The organism is Thalassospira profundimaris (genome assembly GCF_003326675.1).
In the GTDB taxonomy this organism is placed as follows: Bacteria; Pseudomonadota; Alphaproteobacteria; order Rhodospirillales; family Thalassospiraceae; genus Thalassospira; species Thalassospira aquimaris.
The window spans coordinates 433,116-449,996 of the sequence record NZ_JPWF01000001.1 but is presented as its reverse complement, the minus strand read 5'-3'; the positions used below and the strand labels follow the sequence as shown (position 1 = coordinate 449,996).

At 54.3% G+C, this 16,881-nt stretch carries 16 protein-coding genes; 7 read left to right on the top strand and 9 right to left on the bottom strand.

From position 1 onward, the window contains the following. Positions 1 to 3 precede the first annotated feature (3 nt). Positions 4 to 960 carry a 2-hydroxyacid dehydrogenase gene (locus tag TH19_RS02160; RefSeq protein ID WP_114100652.1) on the top strand — a complete coding sequence of 319 codons (957 nt, stop codon included), beginning with the start codon at positions 4 to 6 and terminating at the stop codon, positions 958 to 960. Positions 961 to 1,043: 83 nt separating this feature from the next. Here TH19_RS02160 and TH19_RS02155 read toward each other — a convergent pair whose 3' ends face one another. Beyond that, on the bottom strand, positions 1,044 to 3,596 hold the full coding sequence (locus TH19_RS02155; protein WP_258547788.1) for a sensor histidine kinase: 2,553 nt from the start codon (positions 3,594 to 3,596) through the stop codon (positions 1,044 to 1,046). Positions 3,597 to 3,852: 256 nt separating this feature from the next. On the opposite strand from TH19_RS02155, the gene TH19_RS02150 reads away from it, so the two are divergent. Beyond that, positions 3,853 to 5,109 carry an HD domain-containing protein gene (locus tag TH19_RS02150; protein ID WP_114100783.1) on the top strand — a complete coding sequence of 419 codons (1,257 nt, stop codon included), beginning with the start codon at positions 3,853 to 3,855 and terminating at the stop codon, positions 5,107 to 5,109. A 17-nt stretch (positions 5,110 to 5,126) separates the two neighbouring features. Here the strand turns inward: TH19_RS02150 and TH19_RS02145 are convergent, their stop codons facing one another. Both TH19_RS02145 and TH19_RS02140 read right to left on the bottom strand, forming a co-directional pair. Beyond that, on the bottom strand, positions 5,127 to 5,423 hold the full coding sequence (locus tag TH19_RS02145; protein ID WP_347403078.1) for an FCD domain-containing protein: 297 nt from the start codon (positions 5,421 to 5,423) through the stop codon (positions 5,127 to 5,129). 24 nt (positions 5,424 to 5,447) lie between these two features. Then, positions 5,448 to 6,011 carry a GntR family transcriptional regulator gene (locus TH19_RS02140; protein ID WP_147250694.1) on the bottom strand — a complete coding sequence of 188 codons (564 nt, stop codon included), beginning with the start codon at positions 6,009 to 6,011 and terminating at the stop codon, positions 5,448 to 5,450. 122 nt (positions 6,012 to 6,133) lie between these two features. Here TH19_RS02140 and TH19_RS02135 point away from each other — a divergent pair, with 122 nt between their 5' ends. From TH19_RS02135 to TH19_RS02120, 4 genes are all read left to right on the top strand, one after another. Beyond that, positions 6,134 to 7,126 carry a sialic acid TRAP transporter substrate-binding protein SiaP gene (locus tag TH19_RS02135; RefSeq protein ID WP_114100649.1) on the top strand — a complete coding sequence of 331 codons (993 nt, stop codon included), beginning with the start codon at positions 6,134 to 6,136 and terminating at the stop codon, positions 7,124 to 7,126. An 88-nt stretch (positions 7,127 to 7,214) separates the two neighbouring features. Beyond that, on the top strand, positions 7,215 to 7,727 hold the full coding sequence (locus TH19_RS02130) for a TRAP transporter small permease (protein WP_114100648.1): 513 nt from the start codon (positions 7,215 to 7,217) through the stop codon (positions 7,725 to 7,727). Further along, positions 7,727 to 9,007, top strand: a complete 1,281-nt coding sequence (locus TH19_RS02125; protein ID WP_114100647.1) for a TRAP transporter large permease — start codon at positions 7,727 to 7,729, stop codon at positions 9,005 to 9,007. The genes TH19_RS02130 and TH19_RS02125 overlap by 1 nt, the downstream gene beginning before the upstream one ends. A 19-nt stretch (positions 9,008 to 9,026) precedes the next feature. Further along, on the top strand, positions 9,027 to 10,553 hold the full coding sequence (locus TH19_RS02120) for a UxaA family hydrolase (protein ID WP_114100782.1): 1,527 nt from the start codon (positions 9,027 to 9,029) through the stop codon (positions 10,551 to 10,553). Between the two features lie 133 nt (positions 10,554 to 10,686). Here TH19_RS02120 and TH19_RS02115 read toward each other — a convergent pair whose 3' ends face one another. Continuing rightward, positions 10,687 to 11,016: a DHCW motif cupin fold protein gene (locus tag TH19_RS02115; RefSeq protein ID WP_114100646.1), complete on the bottom strand. Its 330-nt coding sequence runs from the start codon at positions 11,014 to 11,016 to the stop codon at positions 10,687 to 10,689. 196 nt (positions 11,017 to 11,212) lie between these two features. On the opposite strand from TH19_RS02115, the gene TH19_RS02110 reads away from it, so the two are divergent. Next, a complete protein-coding gene (locus TH19_RS02110) occupies positions 11,213 to 12,148 on the top strand; it encodes a DUF294 nucleotidyltransferase-like domain-containing protein (RefSeq protein ID WP_114100781.1) in 936 nt (311 codons plus the stop codon). Between the two features lie 4 nt (positions 12,149 to 12,152). Here TH19_RS02110 and TH19_RS02105 read toward each other — a convergent pair whose 3' ends face one another. The 5 genes from TH19_RS02105 to TH19_RS02080 all read right to left on the bottom strand — a co-directional run bounded on the left by TH19_RS02105 (position 12,153) and on the right by TH19_RS02080 (position 16,866). Continuing rightward, complete coding sequence (locus TH19_RS02105) at positions 12,153 to 12,536, bottom strand: 5-carboxymethyl-2-hydroxymuconate Delta-isomerase (protein WP_114100645.1); 384 nt, start codon at positions 12,534 to 12,536, stop codon at positions 12,153 to 12,155. Positions 12,537 to 12,650: 114 nt separating this feature from the next. Beyond that, the gene (gene ahcY, locus TH19_RS02100) at positions 12,651 to 13,946 is read right to left on the bottom strand and encodes an adenosylhomocysteinase (RefSeq protein WP_114100780.1); all 1,296 of its coding nucleotides are present in this window, start codon (positions 13,944 to 13,946) and stop codon (positions 12,651 to 12,653) included. Between the two features lie 311 nt (positions 13,947 to 14,257). Next, the gene (gene ptsP / locus TH19_RS02090) at positions 14,258 to 16,054 is read right to left on the bottom strand and encodes a phosphoenolpyruvate--protein phosphotransferase (RefSeq protein ID WP_181846269.1); all 1,797 of its coding nucleotides are present in this window, start codon (positions 16,052 to 16,054) and stop codon (positions 14,258 to 14,260) included. Between the two features lie 67 nt (positions 16,055 to 16,121). Next, positions 16,122 to 16,397 (bottom strand): HPr family phosphocarrier protein, encoded by a 276-nt coding sequence (locus TH19_RS02085; RefSeq protein ID WP_114096144.1) that lies wholly within the window; start codon positions 16,395 to 16,397, stop codon positions 16,122 to 16,124. Positions 16,398 to 16,461: 64 nt separating this feature from the next. Beyond that, complete coding sequence (locus TH19_RS02080) at positions 16,462 to 16,866, bottom strand: PTS sugar transporter subunit IIA (protein WP_114100642.1); 405 nt, start codon at positions 16,864 to 16,866, stop codon at positions 16,462 to 16,464. Positions 16,867 to 16,881 lie beyond the last annotated feature (15 nt).

Sequence of the window (16,881 nt, the reverse complement as noted above, 5' to 3'; positions counted from 1 at the left end):
AAAATGAAGCCCGTCCTTGCCGTCACCCGCCAATTGCCCGAAGCCGTCGCAAAACGTGCGGCGGAAAGCTATGACATCCGCACACAGGAAGGCGACGACCCGCTGTCACGCAATGAAATCCTGGCCCTTTGTCATGGTGCGGATGCTGCCCTTGTTTCGGTTGGCGATCCGATTGACGCGACCTTCTTTGAAGAACTTTCTGACAGTGTCAAAATCGTCGCGACCTTCTCGGTGGGCACCGATCATATCGATCTGGCCGCAGCCAAGAAAAAGGGCGTGATTATCGGCAACACGCCGGGCGTTTTGACCGATGCGACTGCTGATATCGCGTGGCTTCTGATTCTGGGTGCTGCACGCCGTGCCAGCGAAGGCGAAGCCGAAGTTCGCAACGCCACCTGGTCAAGCTGGCGTCCGACCCACCTGATGGGTACACAGGTTACCGGCAAACGCCTTGGAATCGTTGGTATGGGCCGTATTGGTCAGGCAGTTGCCAAACGGGCGCGTGGTTTTGATATGGAAATCCACTATTTCAACCGACGTCAGTTGCCTGCCGATCAGGAATATGGCGCGACCTATCACAGCAGCATCGATGACCTGCTGCCCCATTGTGATTTCCTGTCCCTGCATTGCCCGTCAACCCCGGAAACCCGTGGCATGGTCAATTCCGACTTCATCGCCAAGCTGCCCGATGGCGCGATCATCGTAAATACGGCACGCGGCGATGTGGTCAATGATGGCGACCTGATCGCCGCCCTGAAATCGGGCAAACTGACGGCTGCCGGCCTTGATGTCTTTGCAGGTGAACCGAATATCGAACCGGCATATCGTGATCTTAAAAACACGTTCCTTCTGCCGCATCTGGGCTCGGCCACGGTTGAAACCCGCAATGCCATGGGTTTCCGTGCACTGGATAACATCGATGCCTTTATCGAAGGTCTGGAAGTTCCCTATCCGGTCTGATCCGCATTCCGGCATACCTGAAACAGAAAAGGCGCTGTCATCAGCGCCTTTTTGCATTTCGATAAGCTGAATGCTTGCCCGATCTAACCCAGATCGCTTTCCTCGCCCGCCGGAAGGATACAGGCGATCTCGCGGCCATCGCGGCTGACCTTGACGCGGCCACCATGGATTTCGACCACTGCACGCACCATCGCCATGCCAAGCGCACGGCGGGCCGATGGCGATTCCCCATCGCGCAGCCCTTCAAACAGCATCGGTTGCGGGGCTTCATCGGAAAGCGATATCGAAATTTCAATATCTTCCCCGCGACGACGCGCTACCACCGAAACCTCGCTGCCTTCGGGGGCGGTGCGCAGCACATTGGTCACCAGAATGAACAAGGCCTGTTTCAAACGGCGTTCATCGGCCACCATCCAGCCAATATTGCGCGAACAATAAAGGCGCAGTGAAACATTCAGCTCCGCCAGACGGGCCCGTGTCAGGGCTTCCAGCGAACGTAACAAACGACGCGGATCAACCGTATCAAGTTCAAGGGCAACCTGCCCCGATCCAAGTGTTGCCAGATCGCGCATATCATCAACAAGCGCCAGCATGCTTTGTGCCTCGGCCCGGATGGTTTCGACCGAACGCGCCACATTGCCGGTCAGATGCGGGATCAATCGATCAGATTCGCCATTGATATGATCAAGCGGCTTGGTCAGTTCGCGTGACACAGTGGAAATAAAGTCCGACTTCATCTGATCGGCGGTGCGCAGCGCCTCGTTACGTTCACGAAGGGCACGTTCAACCCGGATGGTATCGGTGACATCGATATAGGACATCATCACCGCCCCGTCGGGCAGCGGCACAATCGCAAAATCAATGATGGTATTATCGGACCGTTCAAGACGGCCATTCATTGGCTCGTGATTGGTGATACGCGCAACCATCCGGCTTTTGAACTTGTCCCAGTCATCACGTTCGCGCCAGAAATCCTTGGCCTTTTCCACGACCTCGGCCAGATGCGGGGCAGCATCAAGGAAGGCGGTTTCAAGCCCCCAGACATCGGCAAAGCCATGGTTATAAAGCCGCAAACGACCGTCCCCACTGATCACGCCAACTGCTTCATGCAGACTTTCAAGCGTCTCGCGCTGCACAGCAATCAGGGTGTTATAGGAACTTTCAAGAACCAGCTTGTCGGTAACATCCTCATAGACAAACATCAGCCCGCCAAACGGATGGGGCGAGATAAAGCGCCGCAAGGTCATGCCATTGGGCAGATGCATCAAATCTTCTTCGGGTTTCAGAAGATCGGTAAATCGCTGATTCTCGACATTACGGAACTGGGTAAAATCGGTGACTTCCGGCAATTTGCGTTCGTCGCGCAAACGACGCAAAACATCATCATGGGTCGGCTCGGTCCAAAGCCATTCGTCATCAAGATCCCAAAGCTTGGTGAAGGCGGTATTAAAGAAAATGAGGCCTTTATCCCCGCCATAAACCGCAATAGCTGTCCCCAGATTTTCAAGAACCTCTGCATGGGCGCGGATATGGCGCGAAAGATCGGACTGCAATTCTTCGACCGGGGTGCAATCAATCGCAAACCCGATCAGGCTTTCAATGCCGTTATTGTCGCGTGACGGGGATTCGGTAATGCGCAACAATTTGCGATCCCCCCTGATCACCACGTGATAATCGCGTGTCAGGCTTTCGCCATTGCGCTGCACGGATGCGGCAAGCGACCGGCCGTGATCGGGAATGATCCCGGCACCGATTTCGGTCTGATTGGCCAATGCATCTTCGATGCTGGGCTGTTCAACCGCATCGGCATAGGCCGCATTACAGTCAATCAGGCGCAATTCACTATCACGTCGCCAAACCGGGAACGGCAAGCTATCAAGCAACACCCGAAGGCCCGATACCTCGTGCTTTAAAACTTGAAAATCACCAAACTGGCTTTCGCGTTCGCGGGTATGGCGGGTTTCATCGCGGAACCACAATCCATGGGCCAGGACCTCGCTTGAACGATCCTTGCGTGCGGCCATCCCGGTGACATGGAATTTGCGTTCATCAAGGGTCGTTATCCAGTGTTCAAACCGCTCATGCCCGGATTTAAGGTTCCGAACCCGTTCCTTTAACGCCTTGGCATCCTCGTCGCGCAACAGATCAAGCAAGTCGGGGAAACGGCCATCGGTTCCCATCTGGAACGTGCGGCGCAGTGACGGGCTTGCCCCCTCGGCAAAGCCCTGTCGGCTCCAGTAATAAACCGGATCGGGACCCGCAAACAAAAGATGGGTGAAAAGCTCGGTTTCACCGGCCAGTTCGTGTTCGTGATCTTCGACTTCTTCAAGATGACGCCGCACCCGAAGCGACATGCGCCAACCGATCCATCCGGCAATCGCCGCACCACATACCGCCGCCAGGGCCACAACAAGCCAGTCGCGATCACTTAGTCCGGCAAGGCTTCCGAAAATGGTGGCACCGATTCCCTCGGTCGGGACAGGGGCCGGTTCAACCGTCGCATTGACACGAAATTTCTCCTGCGCATGCAATGCGGCCCCCGGAATCATCGTTGATAATACCAGTACCGCACCCAGGACAGGGGCAGACAGCCGACATTCGGGCAAGTTGCGCAAAAATGCCCTCACCTGTTTCATTCCCCCAATCCGTCTGGAAGCTTGCTCGGATACGTTCCGTGTCACGTGTTGTTAACCGTTTGTGTTTATGAGCTATTATTATGGTGAAAACAGGGTGCTTTTACCACCGTTTCGCATCATCTCGGCAACAGCCTTGTCTGGGGCCGTGTTTCACGGGGTTTGCCTGTGGAAAAACCGCAATGACATGGGCACTGAATCCGTTTATGTCTGCGATATTGGCTTTAACAACAGACACAACATACCCGTCATTTCAAAGATGAGCCCCAAACCGCAGCTAGACCTTTTTGCACCGCGCGCAGCAGCCAAACCGGCCGCGCCGCAAAAAGATTCTGCCGCGTCCAAGCCATCCAAAGACCCGGGGCCGGAAATCGGCGATCTGTTCGATACCAATTTCAATGCCGATGACATCGCCGAATGGGAACTGCTGTTTCGCGATGTCCCGCAATATAACTATCATTTCAAACGCGCCCAGATCGCATCGGCTTTTGATCGCCCACTGCATAAAAAACTGATCGCATCGCACGCCTTTGAACGGTTGCGCGAAATCTCGTTTTTGGGTGCGATTGACTATCTGTTCCATCCGAACGGCAAACCCGCCAACATCCGTCATTCGCGCTATGATCACACCATCGGCGTTGCCTTGCTGTCTCAGCGTTACTGCCGCCTGATGGGATTGTCGGATGCCGATTGCGATTTGCTCGGTGCTGCGGCCCTGCTGCACGATATTGGTCACGGGCCGTTTTCCCATACTTTGGAACCGGAATTTGCCCGGCGGTTTAACCGCAACCACCATCAATTGACCAATCAGATCATCACCGGCGAGGTGCAGCTTGATCTGTCGGTCAATCATTTGCTGGTCAAACACAACGTTGATCCCGACGAAGTGATCGCACTTCTGTCCAAGAAATCAAACCACCCGCATGCCAGCCTGTTTTCCGGCCCGGTCAATATCGATACCCTCGAAGGGATCAGCCGCACGAAAACCTATGTGCATCCCAACCATGTGCATTGTCATCCGCGCCTGCTGCTTGAAGCTGCTGTCAAACTTGATGCGGACTCGCTTAAGCGCCTTGATAAGTTCTGGCAACTCAAGGAAGACATCTATCGCAACTTCATTTTTGGGCCGATGTGCTTTGCCACCGATCATCTGTGCCGCGAATTTGTCGTTAAAAACGCACCGGACTTTGCCGCCGATGACTTCCTTTTGACCGAAAAGGCGTTTCTTAACAGCCACCCCGCCTTCAAAAAGTTTCTGCACAGCCTGAAAAACCGGATCGAGCTTGATGGCGTTGCCGATGCGGTTGACCATCAGATCAGTGCATCGGCCAGCACCTTTGACCTCAACGAGGCCAAGGTCCCCCGCCGCGAATTTCACATCAACACGGATGTCGAAGTCCGCTGTTTTGCCGATCTGTCAAAACGCTATTACGAGGAAAAGCATTCCTTCCTGCGCCGCGTCGGCAGCCTGACCGATCCCGCCCAGCAGGCCGCTGCTGCCAGCCTGTTTGACTAGGCACCGTCTCGATCCGCCTAATCGCGCTGGATCGATGCGACAAATGTCTGGTTTGCTGTGCCAAGATGCCGTTCAAGCGCCTGCAACGCACCGACCTGATCCCGGTCCAGAATCGCATCAATGATTTCAAGATGTTCGCGTATCGCAAGGATGATGCGTTCAACCTGGTTCTTGTTTGACCAGCGGTAATGGAAATGGAAAATCAGCGATATCGAATCCTGGAAACCATCCATAAACCGGTTTCCCGTTGCCGCATTAAGGGTGCGGTGAAATCGGCTATCAAGTTCTGAAAACTCGATAAAACGGGTATCGATCTCTTTGCGTAACTGAATATGTTCCTAGCGAATACGCAGCATCTTGCCCCAGAACGGGGCTTCCTTGGGGATCGCAAATACTGCACTGATCGCGCGTGTTTCAAACATCTGGCGCACTTCATGCAGCTCAAGGGCATATTGCTCGGTAAAGCCTTCCAGAATCCAGCTGCGCTGTGGTTCTTTGCGAATGAAACCAAACCGGCTTAGCCCGATCAAAAATTCTCGAATGGTTGTATTTGAAACCCCGAACTGACGGGCCAGAACCGCTTCGCGAAGGCGACTGCCCGGGGGTGGTTGTGTGGTTCGAAGCCACATCATGAAATCGGTTTCAAGTTGTTCTTCAAGGCTTCGGATATCGGCGTTTGAAAAGTAATCCGACTTGGCCGTCTTGCGCAAAAACACGACCGGAAACCTGTCCTCGGCGACAAGACCGATCTCGCGTGCACGTTGCAGGATACTGCGCGCCAATGTCCGGCTGACCCCCAGCAACCTTGCCAATCCGGATATGGATTCCGGGCAATTTCCGACCGCCACACTATCAAGCCAGGTATTGAAGCTTGTCTTGAATTTCTGATCCGAACGCGCCACCAAAGCCCCTGTCTTTATGGATGTTTTTTAAGCATTAAAGACAGTTGAGGTGATTGGCAACTGTTCCCTAAGATCACGTGGAAAAACAAAAAATAAAAATACCCACAATCAAGGAGGACTAAATGTTCACTCGGAAATTGTCCCGTACGCTTCTGATGGGATTGACGGCTTTTGCAACTCTTGCTGGAATGTCACAGGCATCCAATGCGCAAGAAGTCCTGAAATTCGGCCATGTTTACGAGGTCGATACCCCCTATCACCGCGCCGCACTTGAAGCCGCCTCGCTGTTTTCGGAACGTACAAACGGGCGCTATGAAATCAAGGTCTATCCGGCATCCCAGCTTGGCAAGGAAGCCGCCATCAACGAAGCCCTGACCCTTGGTTCAATCGATATCATTTATACCGGTGTTGCCTATCTCGGGCAGACTTATCCGCCGATCTCGATCTCGGATTATCCCTTTGCCCTGCGCGGCTATGATCATTGGTCGAACTACGTCAAATCTGATCTGTTTGCCGAATTGTCCAAAGAATATACCGACGTCACCGGCAACCAGATCGCAGGCCTTGTTTACTATGGCGCACGCCATGTCACGTCCAACAAACCGGTCCTGACCCCGGCGGATATGAAGGGCCTGAAAATCCGTACGCCCAATGCACCGGCCTATCAGATGTTCCCCAAGGAAACCGGTGCCAACCCGACACCTATGGCCTTTTCCGAAGTCTATCTTGCCTTGCAGCAAGGTGTCGTTGACGCGCAGGAAAACCCGCTTCCGACCATCAAGTTCAAAAAGTTCTATGAAGTTCAGTCAAACATCAATCTGACCGGCCATATCATCAACTCGCTGATCATGCTGGTTTCGCCTTCGACCATGTCGAAGCTGGGCGATGAAGACGGGAAGCTGTTGCTTGATACCCTTCAGGAAGCCGGCATTCACGCATCCGATGAAATCGTCAAAAGCGAAAACGAACTGGCTGACTGGTTCACCACACAGGGCGTTACCGTCAACAAGGTTGATCGTGGTCCGTTCATTGATGTCATTGCCCCGCGCCTGAAAAGCGCCGACATGCCTTGGGATCCGGAAATTTATGAACGCCTGCAGGCGATCAAGGGCTAATTCTGCCTGATCTTTCCATCCCAAATCCGGCCGGGGGAAGTCTTTTCCCCCGGTTACGCCATGTCCCGTGCCCAACGGAGAGACAAAAATGTCCGACATCAACGGGGATCTTTTCAAGGAACAGGAACAACAAGAAGCCGAAACGAACTTCCGCCTGAACATCACCTGGGCCGACTTTCCGGCTTTACTGGTGTTCTGTGCTTTGTTCGTCACGGTGTTCCTGCAATTCTTTACCCGCTACGTCCTGAATGACTCACTGGCCTGGACCGAGGAAGTCGCACGTTACCTGCTTATTCTTCTGGCCTTTGTCGGTGCGATAAAATGCCAGCTTGTCGACAGCCATATCCGCCTTGAATTTATCGACAAACTTGCCGGGCGGGGACTGACCAAGCTCAAACTCGTCGCACTGTTGCTGTCGTCGGGCTTCTTTGGCTTTGCCATCTATTCCCTGAATGAGCTGATGACCAAGACCTCCTACCAAAAGATGGTCTCTCTGCCGCTTCCCAAATACTACTTCTATGGATTGATCCTGGCGGCCCTTGGCGTCCTTTTGGCGGTCCATCTTTACCAGATTTATCTTTTGCTGCGGAGAACGCGCTGATGAGTTTCATTCTTCTTCTGGTATCGCTGGTCGTCCTGATCGCCCTGCGCTTGCCAATTGCCGTGGCACTTGGCCTTTCCTCGCTGCTTTATATCCTGCTCGAAGGTATGCCGCCTGTTGTTCTGCTCCATAACATGATCAACGGCATGAACAGCTTTCCGCTTTTGGCGATCCCGTTCTTTATTCTCGCTGGCGGTTTGATGAACTCGGCCGGTATCACCAGCAGGATTTTTGCCTTTGCCCGCGCCCTTGTCGGCTGGACCCACGGTGGGTTGGGCCATGTGAATATCGGCGCCAGTATTGTGTTTGCCGGCATGTCGGGTGCCGCTGTTGCCGACGCCGGCGGCCTTGGTTCAATTGAAATCAAGGCCATGCGTGACGCCGGATATGATGATGACTTTTCGGTCGGCATCACGGCCGCATCCTCGACCATCGGCCCGATCATTCCGCCTTCGCTGCCGCTTGTTATTTTTGGCGTCATGGCCTCGGTCTCAATCGGGGAACTGTTTGTTGCGGGCATCATCCCGGGCCTTCTGATGGCCCTGTCCCTGATGATCATGGTCTGGTGGATGGCGCGTAAACGCAACTATCCGCGTGACGTTGCCTTCAGCCCGAAGCTTGTCGGTTCGACCTTCAAAACCGCCTTTCTGCCGCTTCTGACCCCGGTCATCATTGTTGGTGGCATCGCATCGGGCATGTTCACCCCAACCGAAGCCGCCGTTTGCGCAGCAAGCTATGCCATCCTTCTGGGCATGGCGGTTTACCGGACCCTAAGCTGGAAAAAGTTGATCCGGGTTTCGATCGACACCATCGAAACCACCGCCTCGATCTTGCTGATTGTCGGAACGGCAAGTGTCTTTGCCTGGATCCTTGCTGCCAATCAGGCCGCGGTTGTGTTTTCTGAAACACTGCTTGGCCTGACACAGAACAAGGCCCTGATCCTTCTGATCATTACCCTGATCGTGCTTGTGATCGGCCTGTTCATGGAAACTATTGCTGCAATTTCCATTCTGGTTCCGGTCTTGCTGCCCGTCTCGTTGCAGCTTGGCATCGACCCGATCCATCTTGGCATCATCGTCATCCTCAACCTGATGATCGGTCTTCTGACACCGCCCATCGGCATGGTGCTTTATGTGTTGTCCAAGGTATCAGTCATTCCGTTCGAACGCTGTGCCAAGGCCACGATGCCGTTCCTGATCCCGCTGATCGCTGTGTTGCTGCTTTTGACCTATGTGCCTTCGATCACCCTGTTCTTGCCTGAACTTCTTTATCGGCAATAAAACACGAAGATAAATGCAAATGACCCAATCTTCACCCATCAGCATTCTGTTGCATCCCGGCGACAATGTCGAAATTGCGCTGGCGGACCTGAAAGCCGGGACAGAACTTTCGCAAATTTCTGTCCCCCTGAACGCCGCGGTCACACGTGGCCATAAAATTGCGATACGTCCAATTGCCACCGGCCAATCTGTTTTGCGCTATGGCCAGATCATCGGCGTTGCAACGGCGGACATCAAACCCGGCGATCATGTTCATACCCACAATCTGGGTATGAGCGACCATCGCCAGAGTTACGATTTCAGCAAAGACGCCAAACCTTTGCCGCCCATTTCGGACGACCGGTTTTTCATGGGCTATCCGCGCAGTGACGGGCGCTTTGGCACCCGGAACTATATCGGTGTTCTGACATCGGTGAATTGCTCGGGCAGTGTGGCGCGCTTCATTGCCGAACAGGCGGAAAAGACCGGCTGGTTTGCCGAACTTGAAAATGTTGATGGTATTGTGCCAATCGTTCATGGCAGTGGATGTGGCATGGGCCGCCATGACGAGGGTTATGACACCCTGTTTCGCACCCTTGCGGGCTATGCCAAACATCCGAACTTTGGCGGCATCCTCCTGGTTGGTCTGGGCTGCGAGGCAATGCAGGTCGAAGACCTTGTGGGTGCTGAAAAACTGCGTCATGACGGCAATTTCCATTACATGACCATCCAGAACAGTGGCGGCACACGCCAAACTGTCGAACGCGGTGTTGATATTGTTCGTGATCTGGCCCTGCGCGCCAATCAGGCCAAGCGGGTGCGCGCACCGGCATCCGAACTGATTGTTGGTCTGCAATGTGGTGGATCGGATGGATATTCCGGCATTACTGCCAATCCGGCACTCGGCTATGCGTCCGATTTGCTGGTCCGTCACGGCGGTACCACCATCCTGTCGGAAACCCCGGAAATATACGGGGCAGAACATCTTCTGACCCGACGCGCCATCAATGACGAAGTTGGCCAGAAACTGGTCGACCGGATTTTATGGTGGGAAAACTACACATCGGTGCGCGGCGGCGAAATGAACAATAACCCGTCACCCGGCAACAAACGGGGTGGCTTGACCACGATTCTGGAAAAGTCACTGGGTGCTGTCGCCAAGGGTGGCACAGCCCCCCTGACCGATGTCTATGAGTTCGGCCAGATCATCACCAACAAGGGCTTTGTCTTCATGGACAGCCCCGGCTACGACCCGTGTTCTGTCACCGGTCAAATCGCAAGCGGCGCAACCCTGATTGCCTTTACAACCGGTCGCGGATCGGTGTCGGGCTATGTGCCAAGCCCTTGCATCAAGCTTGCCACCAACAGCACGATGTATGAAAACATGTCCGAAGACATGGACATCAATTGCGGAACCATTGTCGATGGCGCGATCACCATTGAAGACAAAGGTCGCGAAATATTCGACCTGTTCCTTGAAATTGCATCGGGCACCAAAAGCAAAAGCGAGGCCCTCGGCTTTGGCAGTGCGGAATTTGTCCCCTGGCAAATCGGGGCTGTGATGTAGGCATCGCAAGCCCCGAAACCGGGACTGCCTTATCGATCCTTCACCGACGATGGCGCTCACAATCGGCCAGAACTGTTAGGCGGGGCAGCCGGATGGCCCCGCCAATACCTTGTCGCAACGAGGTAATAAAAGATCAATCAACCACAAACAGGGTCGCGCCGGTCTCGGTTGAAGAACGATGTGCCTCGGCATTATCAGCCACCTGATAGCTCATACCCGGCTTCAACGCATAAGTCCGGCCATCTTCAAGCTCTGTCACAAGCTCGCCTTCAAGACACAGTAAAATATGCCCCTTCGAACACCAGTGATCGGCCAGATAGCCCGCTGAATATTGCACCATCCGCACCCGGATCGGACCGAAATTGCAGGTCCGCCAGGTTGCCATCCCGGTTTCGCCGCGATGTTCGGTTGGCTCGATACTGGACCAGTCGGTCGTGCCAAAGGGCAGATCGGAGATATTCATAAAAGGGGATCTTTCGAAATGAAGTGTGGGGCGCATTTTCCGATGCCGGAAAACGCCGATAAGGTAGGGGTTTTGCCCAAACAGCGTCAATCACCTTAATCAACCACTCCCCATATCAGTTAAACGCGGTATTAATCTTTAACCTATAGGCAGATAGTTGGTAATCAACGAGTCGTACCAAGAGGCTGTCCCGATCTTGTTACCTGCAACCATTGCCACCAATCAGGATTATTCCGCCAGACGTCTGGCGGAAATGCGCAGCGCGTTGGGCAACAGCCTGACGGGGGATAACTTTTGCGTTGTGGTTACAGGGTCTTATGGACGGCACGAGGCATCCGATCAATCCGACCTTGATTACTTCATCATCGGGCGCGAAGCCGAACGTGATCTTGCCCCGCATCAGGAAGTCGCCGATATCCTTGGCAAAATGGTCACCAAGAAACCGGCGGTAAACGGTCCGTTTTCATCCTATGTCACCGCCGAAGAACTGGTGAACCGCATCGGTCTTGATGGCGATACCAACTCGATCACCACCCGGCGGCTGCTGTTCCTTCTGGAATGCGAATGGCTTTATAACGAGGCCGGCAAACGCAAATTCTTTGATGACCTGATTGCCAATTACGTCACCACATCCGTAACCCGGGAATCAATTGCGCGCTTTCTGGTCAATGACGTGATCCGTTATTACCGGACCATCAGTGTCGATTTTGAAATCAAAACCCGCGAAGGCGATGCCAGCAAGGCATGGGCACCGCGCCGACTGAAACTCGTCTTTTCCCGAAAAATGCTTTACTTCGGCGGCATTATTGCGGCTGCTGAAACCGCAGGCCGTGATTACACGGGAAAACGGGAAAAACTGTCGGAACTTTTACAGCTGCCGCCAATCACCCGTTTACAAACCGTATTTGGCGAAAAAAGCCTGCCTGCCCTTGATCTTTATGACCGCTTCCTGCGCGAATTGTCCGACCCCGAAGTGCGCGCACGCCTTGATGGCGTTGGCCCGCATGATCGCAACGATGCCGAATTGCGATCCCTGCTTGATGCCGGCAAGGACTTCTCGCGCGAACTGATCAAACTGCTGAATGATCGTTACGGTCCGGATCATCCGATCCACGAAGCCCTTTTGATGTAACGGCTCAGACCACGGCCTGACGCGTTTTCGTCACGTGCTTGTGGTAATTGGCCCGATCAAGGTCATGCACTTCGACGGTAAACTGCACCGCATAATCACCGACCAGCCATTCCAGACGATCGCGCAACACGGCAAGGGCTGCTTCACCGGTGGCAAATTTCATCTGAGTGCTTCGCCCCGACAGCAACCGGATATCTAGATGCACCATCGCGTGACTGTCATTGCCATCGGCAATCACCACATTTTCCAGCGGTGAAATCCGGGTCTTGAAGGACTCAAGCTCCGCGTCGGCTTCGCGGGCAACGACATAGTGTAAATCAACGGCCAGCTTCGGCAATTCATCAGCAATCGGAAGCTTGGCGGAATATTCGATTTCAAGTTGGGGCATGGTGGCAATCTCTATGGTGGGGATGAATTTTTCTACCAAGAAACCCGTAACTTGAACACAAAAAAGCCGGTCCGAATGAACGGACCGGCTTTGATGCAAATCGGCAAATACCGATTAGTAGCGGTAATGATCCGGCTTGAACGGACCAGCCTGCGGAACGCCGATATATTCGGCCTGTTCGCTGGAAAGCTTGGTCAGTTTCACGCCAAGACGGTCAAGGTGCAGGGCTGCAACTTTCTCATCAAGGTGTTTCGGCAGGACATAAACCTTGTTTTCGTAGTTGCCGTGGTTTTTCCAAAGCTCGATCTGTGCCAGCACCTGGTTGGTGAAGGAAGCAGACATAACAAAGCTCGGGTGACCGGTTGCGCAACCAAGGTTGACCAGACGGCCTTCGGCCAGAACGATCAGACGCTTGCCATCCGGGAATTCGACTTCGTCGACCTGCGGCTTGACGTTGTCCCACTTGTAGTTACGCAGCGAACCGATCTGGATTTCGGAATCGAAGTGACCGATGTTGCAAACAATTGCGCGGTCTTTCATCGCACGCATGTGGTCAAGCGTGATGATGTCGATGTTACCGGTGGTGGTGACAAAGATATCGCCAACCGGTGCAGCGTCTTCCATGGTGGTGACTTCGTAACCTTCCATCGCGGCCTGCAATGCGCAGATCGGATCGATTTCGGTCACGAGAACACGGGCACCTTGGCTGCGCATCGAAGCAGCAGAACCTTTGCCCACGTCGCCAAAGCCGGCAACAACAGCAATCTTGCCCGCAACCATCACGTCGGTTGCGCGTTTGATGCCATCAACAAGCGACTCACGGCAACCATACAGGTTGTCGAATTTCGACTTGGTGACCGAGTCATTGACGTTGATCGCCGGAACCTTAAGGGTGCCTTTTTTCGCCATTTCATAAAGGCGGTGAACACCGGTGGTGGTTTCTTCCGACAGACCTTTGATGTCTTCAAGAAGTTCCGGATACTTGTCGTGGATCAGCTGGGTAACGTCGCCGCCATCGTCAAGAATAAGGTTCGGCTTCCAGCCGTCCGGGCCGGAAATGGTCTGCTCGATGCACCACCAGAATTCTTCCTCGGTTTCGCCTTTCCAGGCAAATACCGGGATTTCAGCAGCAGCAATCGCCGCAGCAGCCTGATCCTGGGTCGAGAAGATGTTGCACGAAGACCAGCGAACTTCTGCACCAAGTGCCGTCAGGGTCTCGATCAGAACCGCGGTCTGAATGGTCATGTGCAGGCAACCGACGATACGTGCGCCAGCAAGCGGCTGTGAGCTGCCATACTCTTCGCGCAGCGCCATCAGGCCCGGCATCTCGGTTTCAGCAATCGCGATTTCCTTGCGGCCCCAACCGGCCAGCGAGATGTCTGCGACCTTGTAATCGGTAAAGTTCGACATGTCGTCTCCAATCAAACAGGAATGGCGCATCCGCCACGGACTTCTGTCCTGCCGATACGCCGAGAAATTCTGTTGCGATCATTTCCCTGACCGCGATGGGTCACATATAAAGATTTCTTTATATCGTTTTCAAGTCTTTTTTTGCCCGAATGCAAAACATGCTGCATTCCACAGGCAATCACGCCCCGAAATCCGTCGGACTTCGTGGTGAAAGACCGGGACAGCGCAAGGCAGTCCCCTATGTCGTGATACATAATGCGCCAAACAAGGCCGTGACCAACCGGCCAGACCTCGCCGCTCTGAATCCGCAATCAGGCAAGATCGTTGAAATCATCAAGCATCATGGCGATGCGGGCCGAATCCCACTGTTCCATCACGCGGCTGGCCTGATGTTCGGAATTGCGGGTATCAAGGCGGCGCAACCGCTGTTTAACCGGTAAAAGATTGACCGGCGACATCGAAAGGTTACGCAAACCAAACCCGATGAAAAGCGGCACATAGCGCGGATCACCCGCCATCTCGCCACAGACACTAACCGGGATATCGCGTTCGCCCGCCACCCGGATGACATCCCGGATCAACCGCAAAACCGCCGGGTTAAGCGGATCATAAAGCCCCGCCACCTGATCATCGGTCCGGTCAATCGCAAGGGTATATTGCGTAAGGTCATTGGTGCCGATGGCAAAGAAATCGCATTCCCGCGAAAGGGTATCGATGGCAATCGCCGCTGCCGGAATTTCAATCATCGCGCCCAGTGGCGGCAATGTTTCCGGGATGGCATGCCCGTCCTTGCGTAGGCGTCTGGCCACCGCTTCGTAAATCTGGCGCGCCCGGGTCATTTCATGCACCCCGACCACCATCGGGATCAGAACCCGGATCGGACCATGCAAGGATGCACGCAAAATGGCGGCAAACTGTGCTTCGAGAAGTTCGGATTTCCGAAGTGACAACCGGATGCCGCGCAATCCCAATGCCGGGTTCGGTCCCGAACCCATTTCATTTTGCAGGGCCACCGCAAGCTTTTCCCCGCCAATATCAAGGGTACGGATCGTCACCGGCTTGCCGCCCATCCGTTTTACAATATCGGCCAGTTCTTCGTATTGCTCGTCTTCGTCGGGCAGGTAATCCTTGTTCATGAACATGAATTCACTGCGCAAAAGCCCGATGCCCGTCGCGCCGTTTTCAAGGGCAGCCGAAAGTTCAATCGGCAATTCGATATTGGCATGAAGATCAATATCAACCCCGTCGCGCGTTGCCGATGGCACATCACGAAGGGATGCCAGCTTGTCACGTGCGGCAAGCCAGTCTGTGCGCCGTTGACTGTAATGCGCAATATCGGCCTCGGATGGTGACAGGATCACTTCACCCCGTCCGCCGTCGACAATGATCTGATCACCGCCCGATACACCGCGAATAATATCCGCAGCCCCCAATACCGCCGGAATACCAAGGGATCGCGCCATAATCGCTGTATGGCCCTCTGCCCCGCCAAGGGCGGTGACAAAGGCGGTTAACTGACCCGGCTCGAACCGGGCCATATCAGCCGGACTGACATCCTCGGCAATCAGGATCGAGCCCTTCGGGGCCTTGTCCACCGCCCGGTCGGTTTCCCCCATCAGACAGCGCATCAGGCGCAGGCCAACCTCGCGAATATCAGTGGCACGCGCCGCGATATAGCGATCATCCATTCCCGAAAACTGGGTGGCGATGGCGTCAATCACCTCGCTGACCGCATGAACCGCATTCAGCTTGCGCGAAACAATCAGTTCTTCCGCCCCGCGGACAAGGCGCGACTGTGTAAGCATGTGGATATAGGCATCCAGAAGGAAGCCAAGCTCCTCGGATGCGGCACTGTCGGCGGTCGATGATTGGGATTTAAGGCGTTTAAGCTGATCGATGCTTTCGGAAACGCCGTCATGCAGGCGTTTGCATTCGGCCTGAACCGCGTCCTCGGCAATCGGTTTACGGCTGACCTGGATATATTGGCGATCCAGAACAAAGGCCCGACCAATCACGATGCCGCCCGATGCGCCCAATCCGGTAATAACCCGCCGGACGCCGGTTGAATGGTCTTCTGGTATGGTTTGGTCTTTTGGCGGAACTTGCAAACCTGGGGTCAGAACCTGTTCTTGTTGTTTTCCCGAAAGTCAGAAGTCTCTGGTCTTTGAAGTCCGGTTATTCTTCGTCGAATTTCGCATCAACCAGTTCGTTAAGGGCCTCTATCGCCTTAACCGCGTCCGGTCCGGTGGCTTCGACCTCGATCTCGGTGCCAATCGATGCGGCAAGCATCATAAGACCCATGATCGACACGCCCGAAACTTCGGTGCCCCGATTGCGCACCATAATGCTGGATTCGAATTCACCAGCCAGTTTAACAAATTTCGCAGCCGCCCGCGCGTGCAAACCGCGCTGGTTGCTAATCGTAAGGATACGTTTTTCCTTTTGCGCCATCTATGTCCCCGCCAGCCGGATGCTTGATCGCACCACATCCGGCCTTCTTATTTTTGTTACCGTCTTATTCCTCGCCACTCAGAAGACGCGACGCAACGTTGATATATTTACGCCCGGCGTCCTGAGCCGCATTGACCGTCTCGGCCAGCGTCCCGTCAATACGCACTGATGCCAGTTTGATCAGCAAAGGTAAATTAACCCCTGCGATCACTTCGACATGTGCCTGTTCCATGATGGAAATTGCCAGGTTCGAAGGAGTCCCGCCAAACATGTCCGTCAAAAGGACAACACCCTTGCCGCTATCGACTTTTTCGACGCTGGCAAGAATGTCCGAACGGCGTTGCTCCATGTCGTCATCCGGTCCGATACAGACCGCTGCGACATTTTCCTGCTCGCCAACGACGTGCTGCAAGGCAGATACGAACTCTTTCGCGAGATCGCCATGGGTGACCAGCACCATCCCGATCATGCAGTTTTCTCCATA

Excerpts from the sequence above, each read along its gene's own strand:
- TH19_RS02130 (WP_114100648.1), top strand. The coding sequence starts at position 7,215 with ATGTCCGACATCAACGGGGATCTTTTCAAGGAACAGGAACAACAAGAA.
- TH19_RS02150 (WP_114100783.1), top strand. The coding sequence starts at position 3,853 with ATGAGCCCCAAACCGCAGCTAGACCTTTTTGCACCGCGCGCAGCAGCC.
- TH19_RS02160 (WP_114100652.1), top strand. The coding sequence starts at position 4 with ATGAAGCCCGTCCTTGCCGTCACCCGCCAATTGCCCGAAGCCGTCGCA.
- TH19_RS02085 (WP_114096144.1), bottom strand. The coding sequence starts at position 16,397 with ATGGCGCAAAAGGAAAAACGTATCCTTACGATTAGCAACCAGCGCGGT.
- TH19_RS02125 (WP_114100647.1), top strand. The coding sequence starts at position 7,727 with ATGAGTTTCATTCTTCTTCTGGTATCGCTGGTCGTCCTGATCGCCCTG.
- TH19_RS02135 (WP_114100649.1), top strand. The coding sequence starts at position 6,134 with ATGTTCACTCGGAAATTGTCCCGTACGCTTCTGATGGGATTGACGGCT.
- TH19_RS02120 (WP_114100782.1), top strand. The coding sequence starts at position 9,027 with ATGACCCAATCTTCACCCATCAGCATTCTGTTGCATCCCGGCGACAAT.
- TH19_RS02080 (WP_114100642.1), bottom strand. The coding sequence starts at position 16,866 with ATGATCGGGATGGTGCTGGTCACCCATGGCGATCTCGCGAAAGAGTTC.
- TH19_RS02115 (WP_114100646.1), bottom strand. The coding sequence starts at position 11,016 with ATGAATATCTCCGATCTGCCCTTTGGCACGACCGACTGGTCCAGTATC.
- ahcY (WP_114100780.1), bottom strand. The coding sequence starts at position 13,946 with ATGTCGAACTTTACCGATTACAAGGTCGCAGACATCTCGCTGGCCGGT.
- TH19_RS02155 (WP_258547788.1), bottom strand. The coding sequence starts at position 3,596 with ATGAAACAGGTGAGGGCATTTTTGCGCAACTTGCCCGAATGTCGGCTG.
- TH19_RS02105 (WP_114100645.1), bottom strand. The coding sequence starts at position 12,536 with ATGCCCCAACTTGAAATCGAATATTCCGCCAAGCTTCCGATTGCTGAT.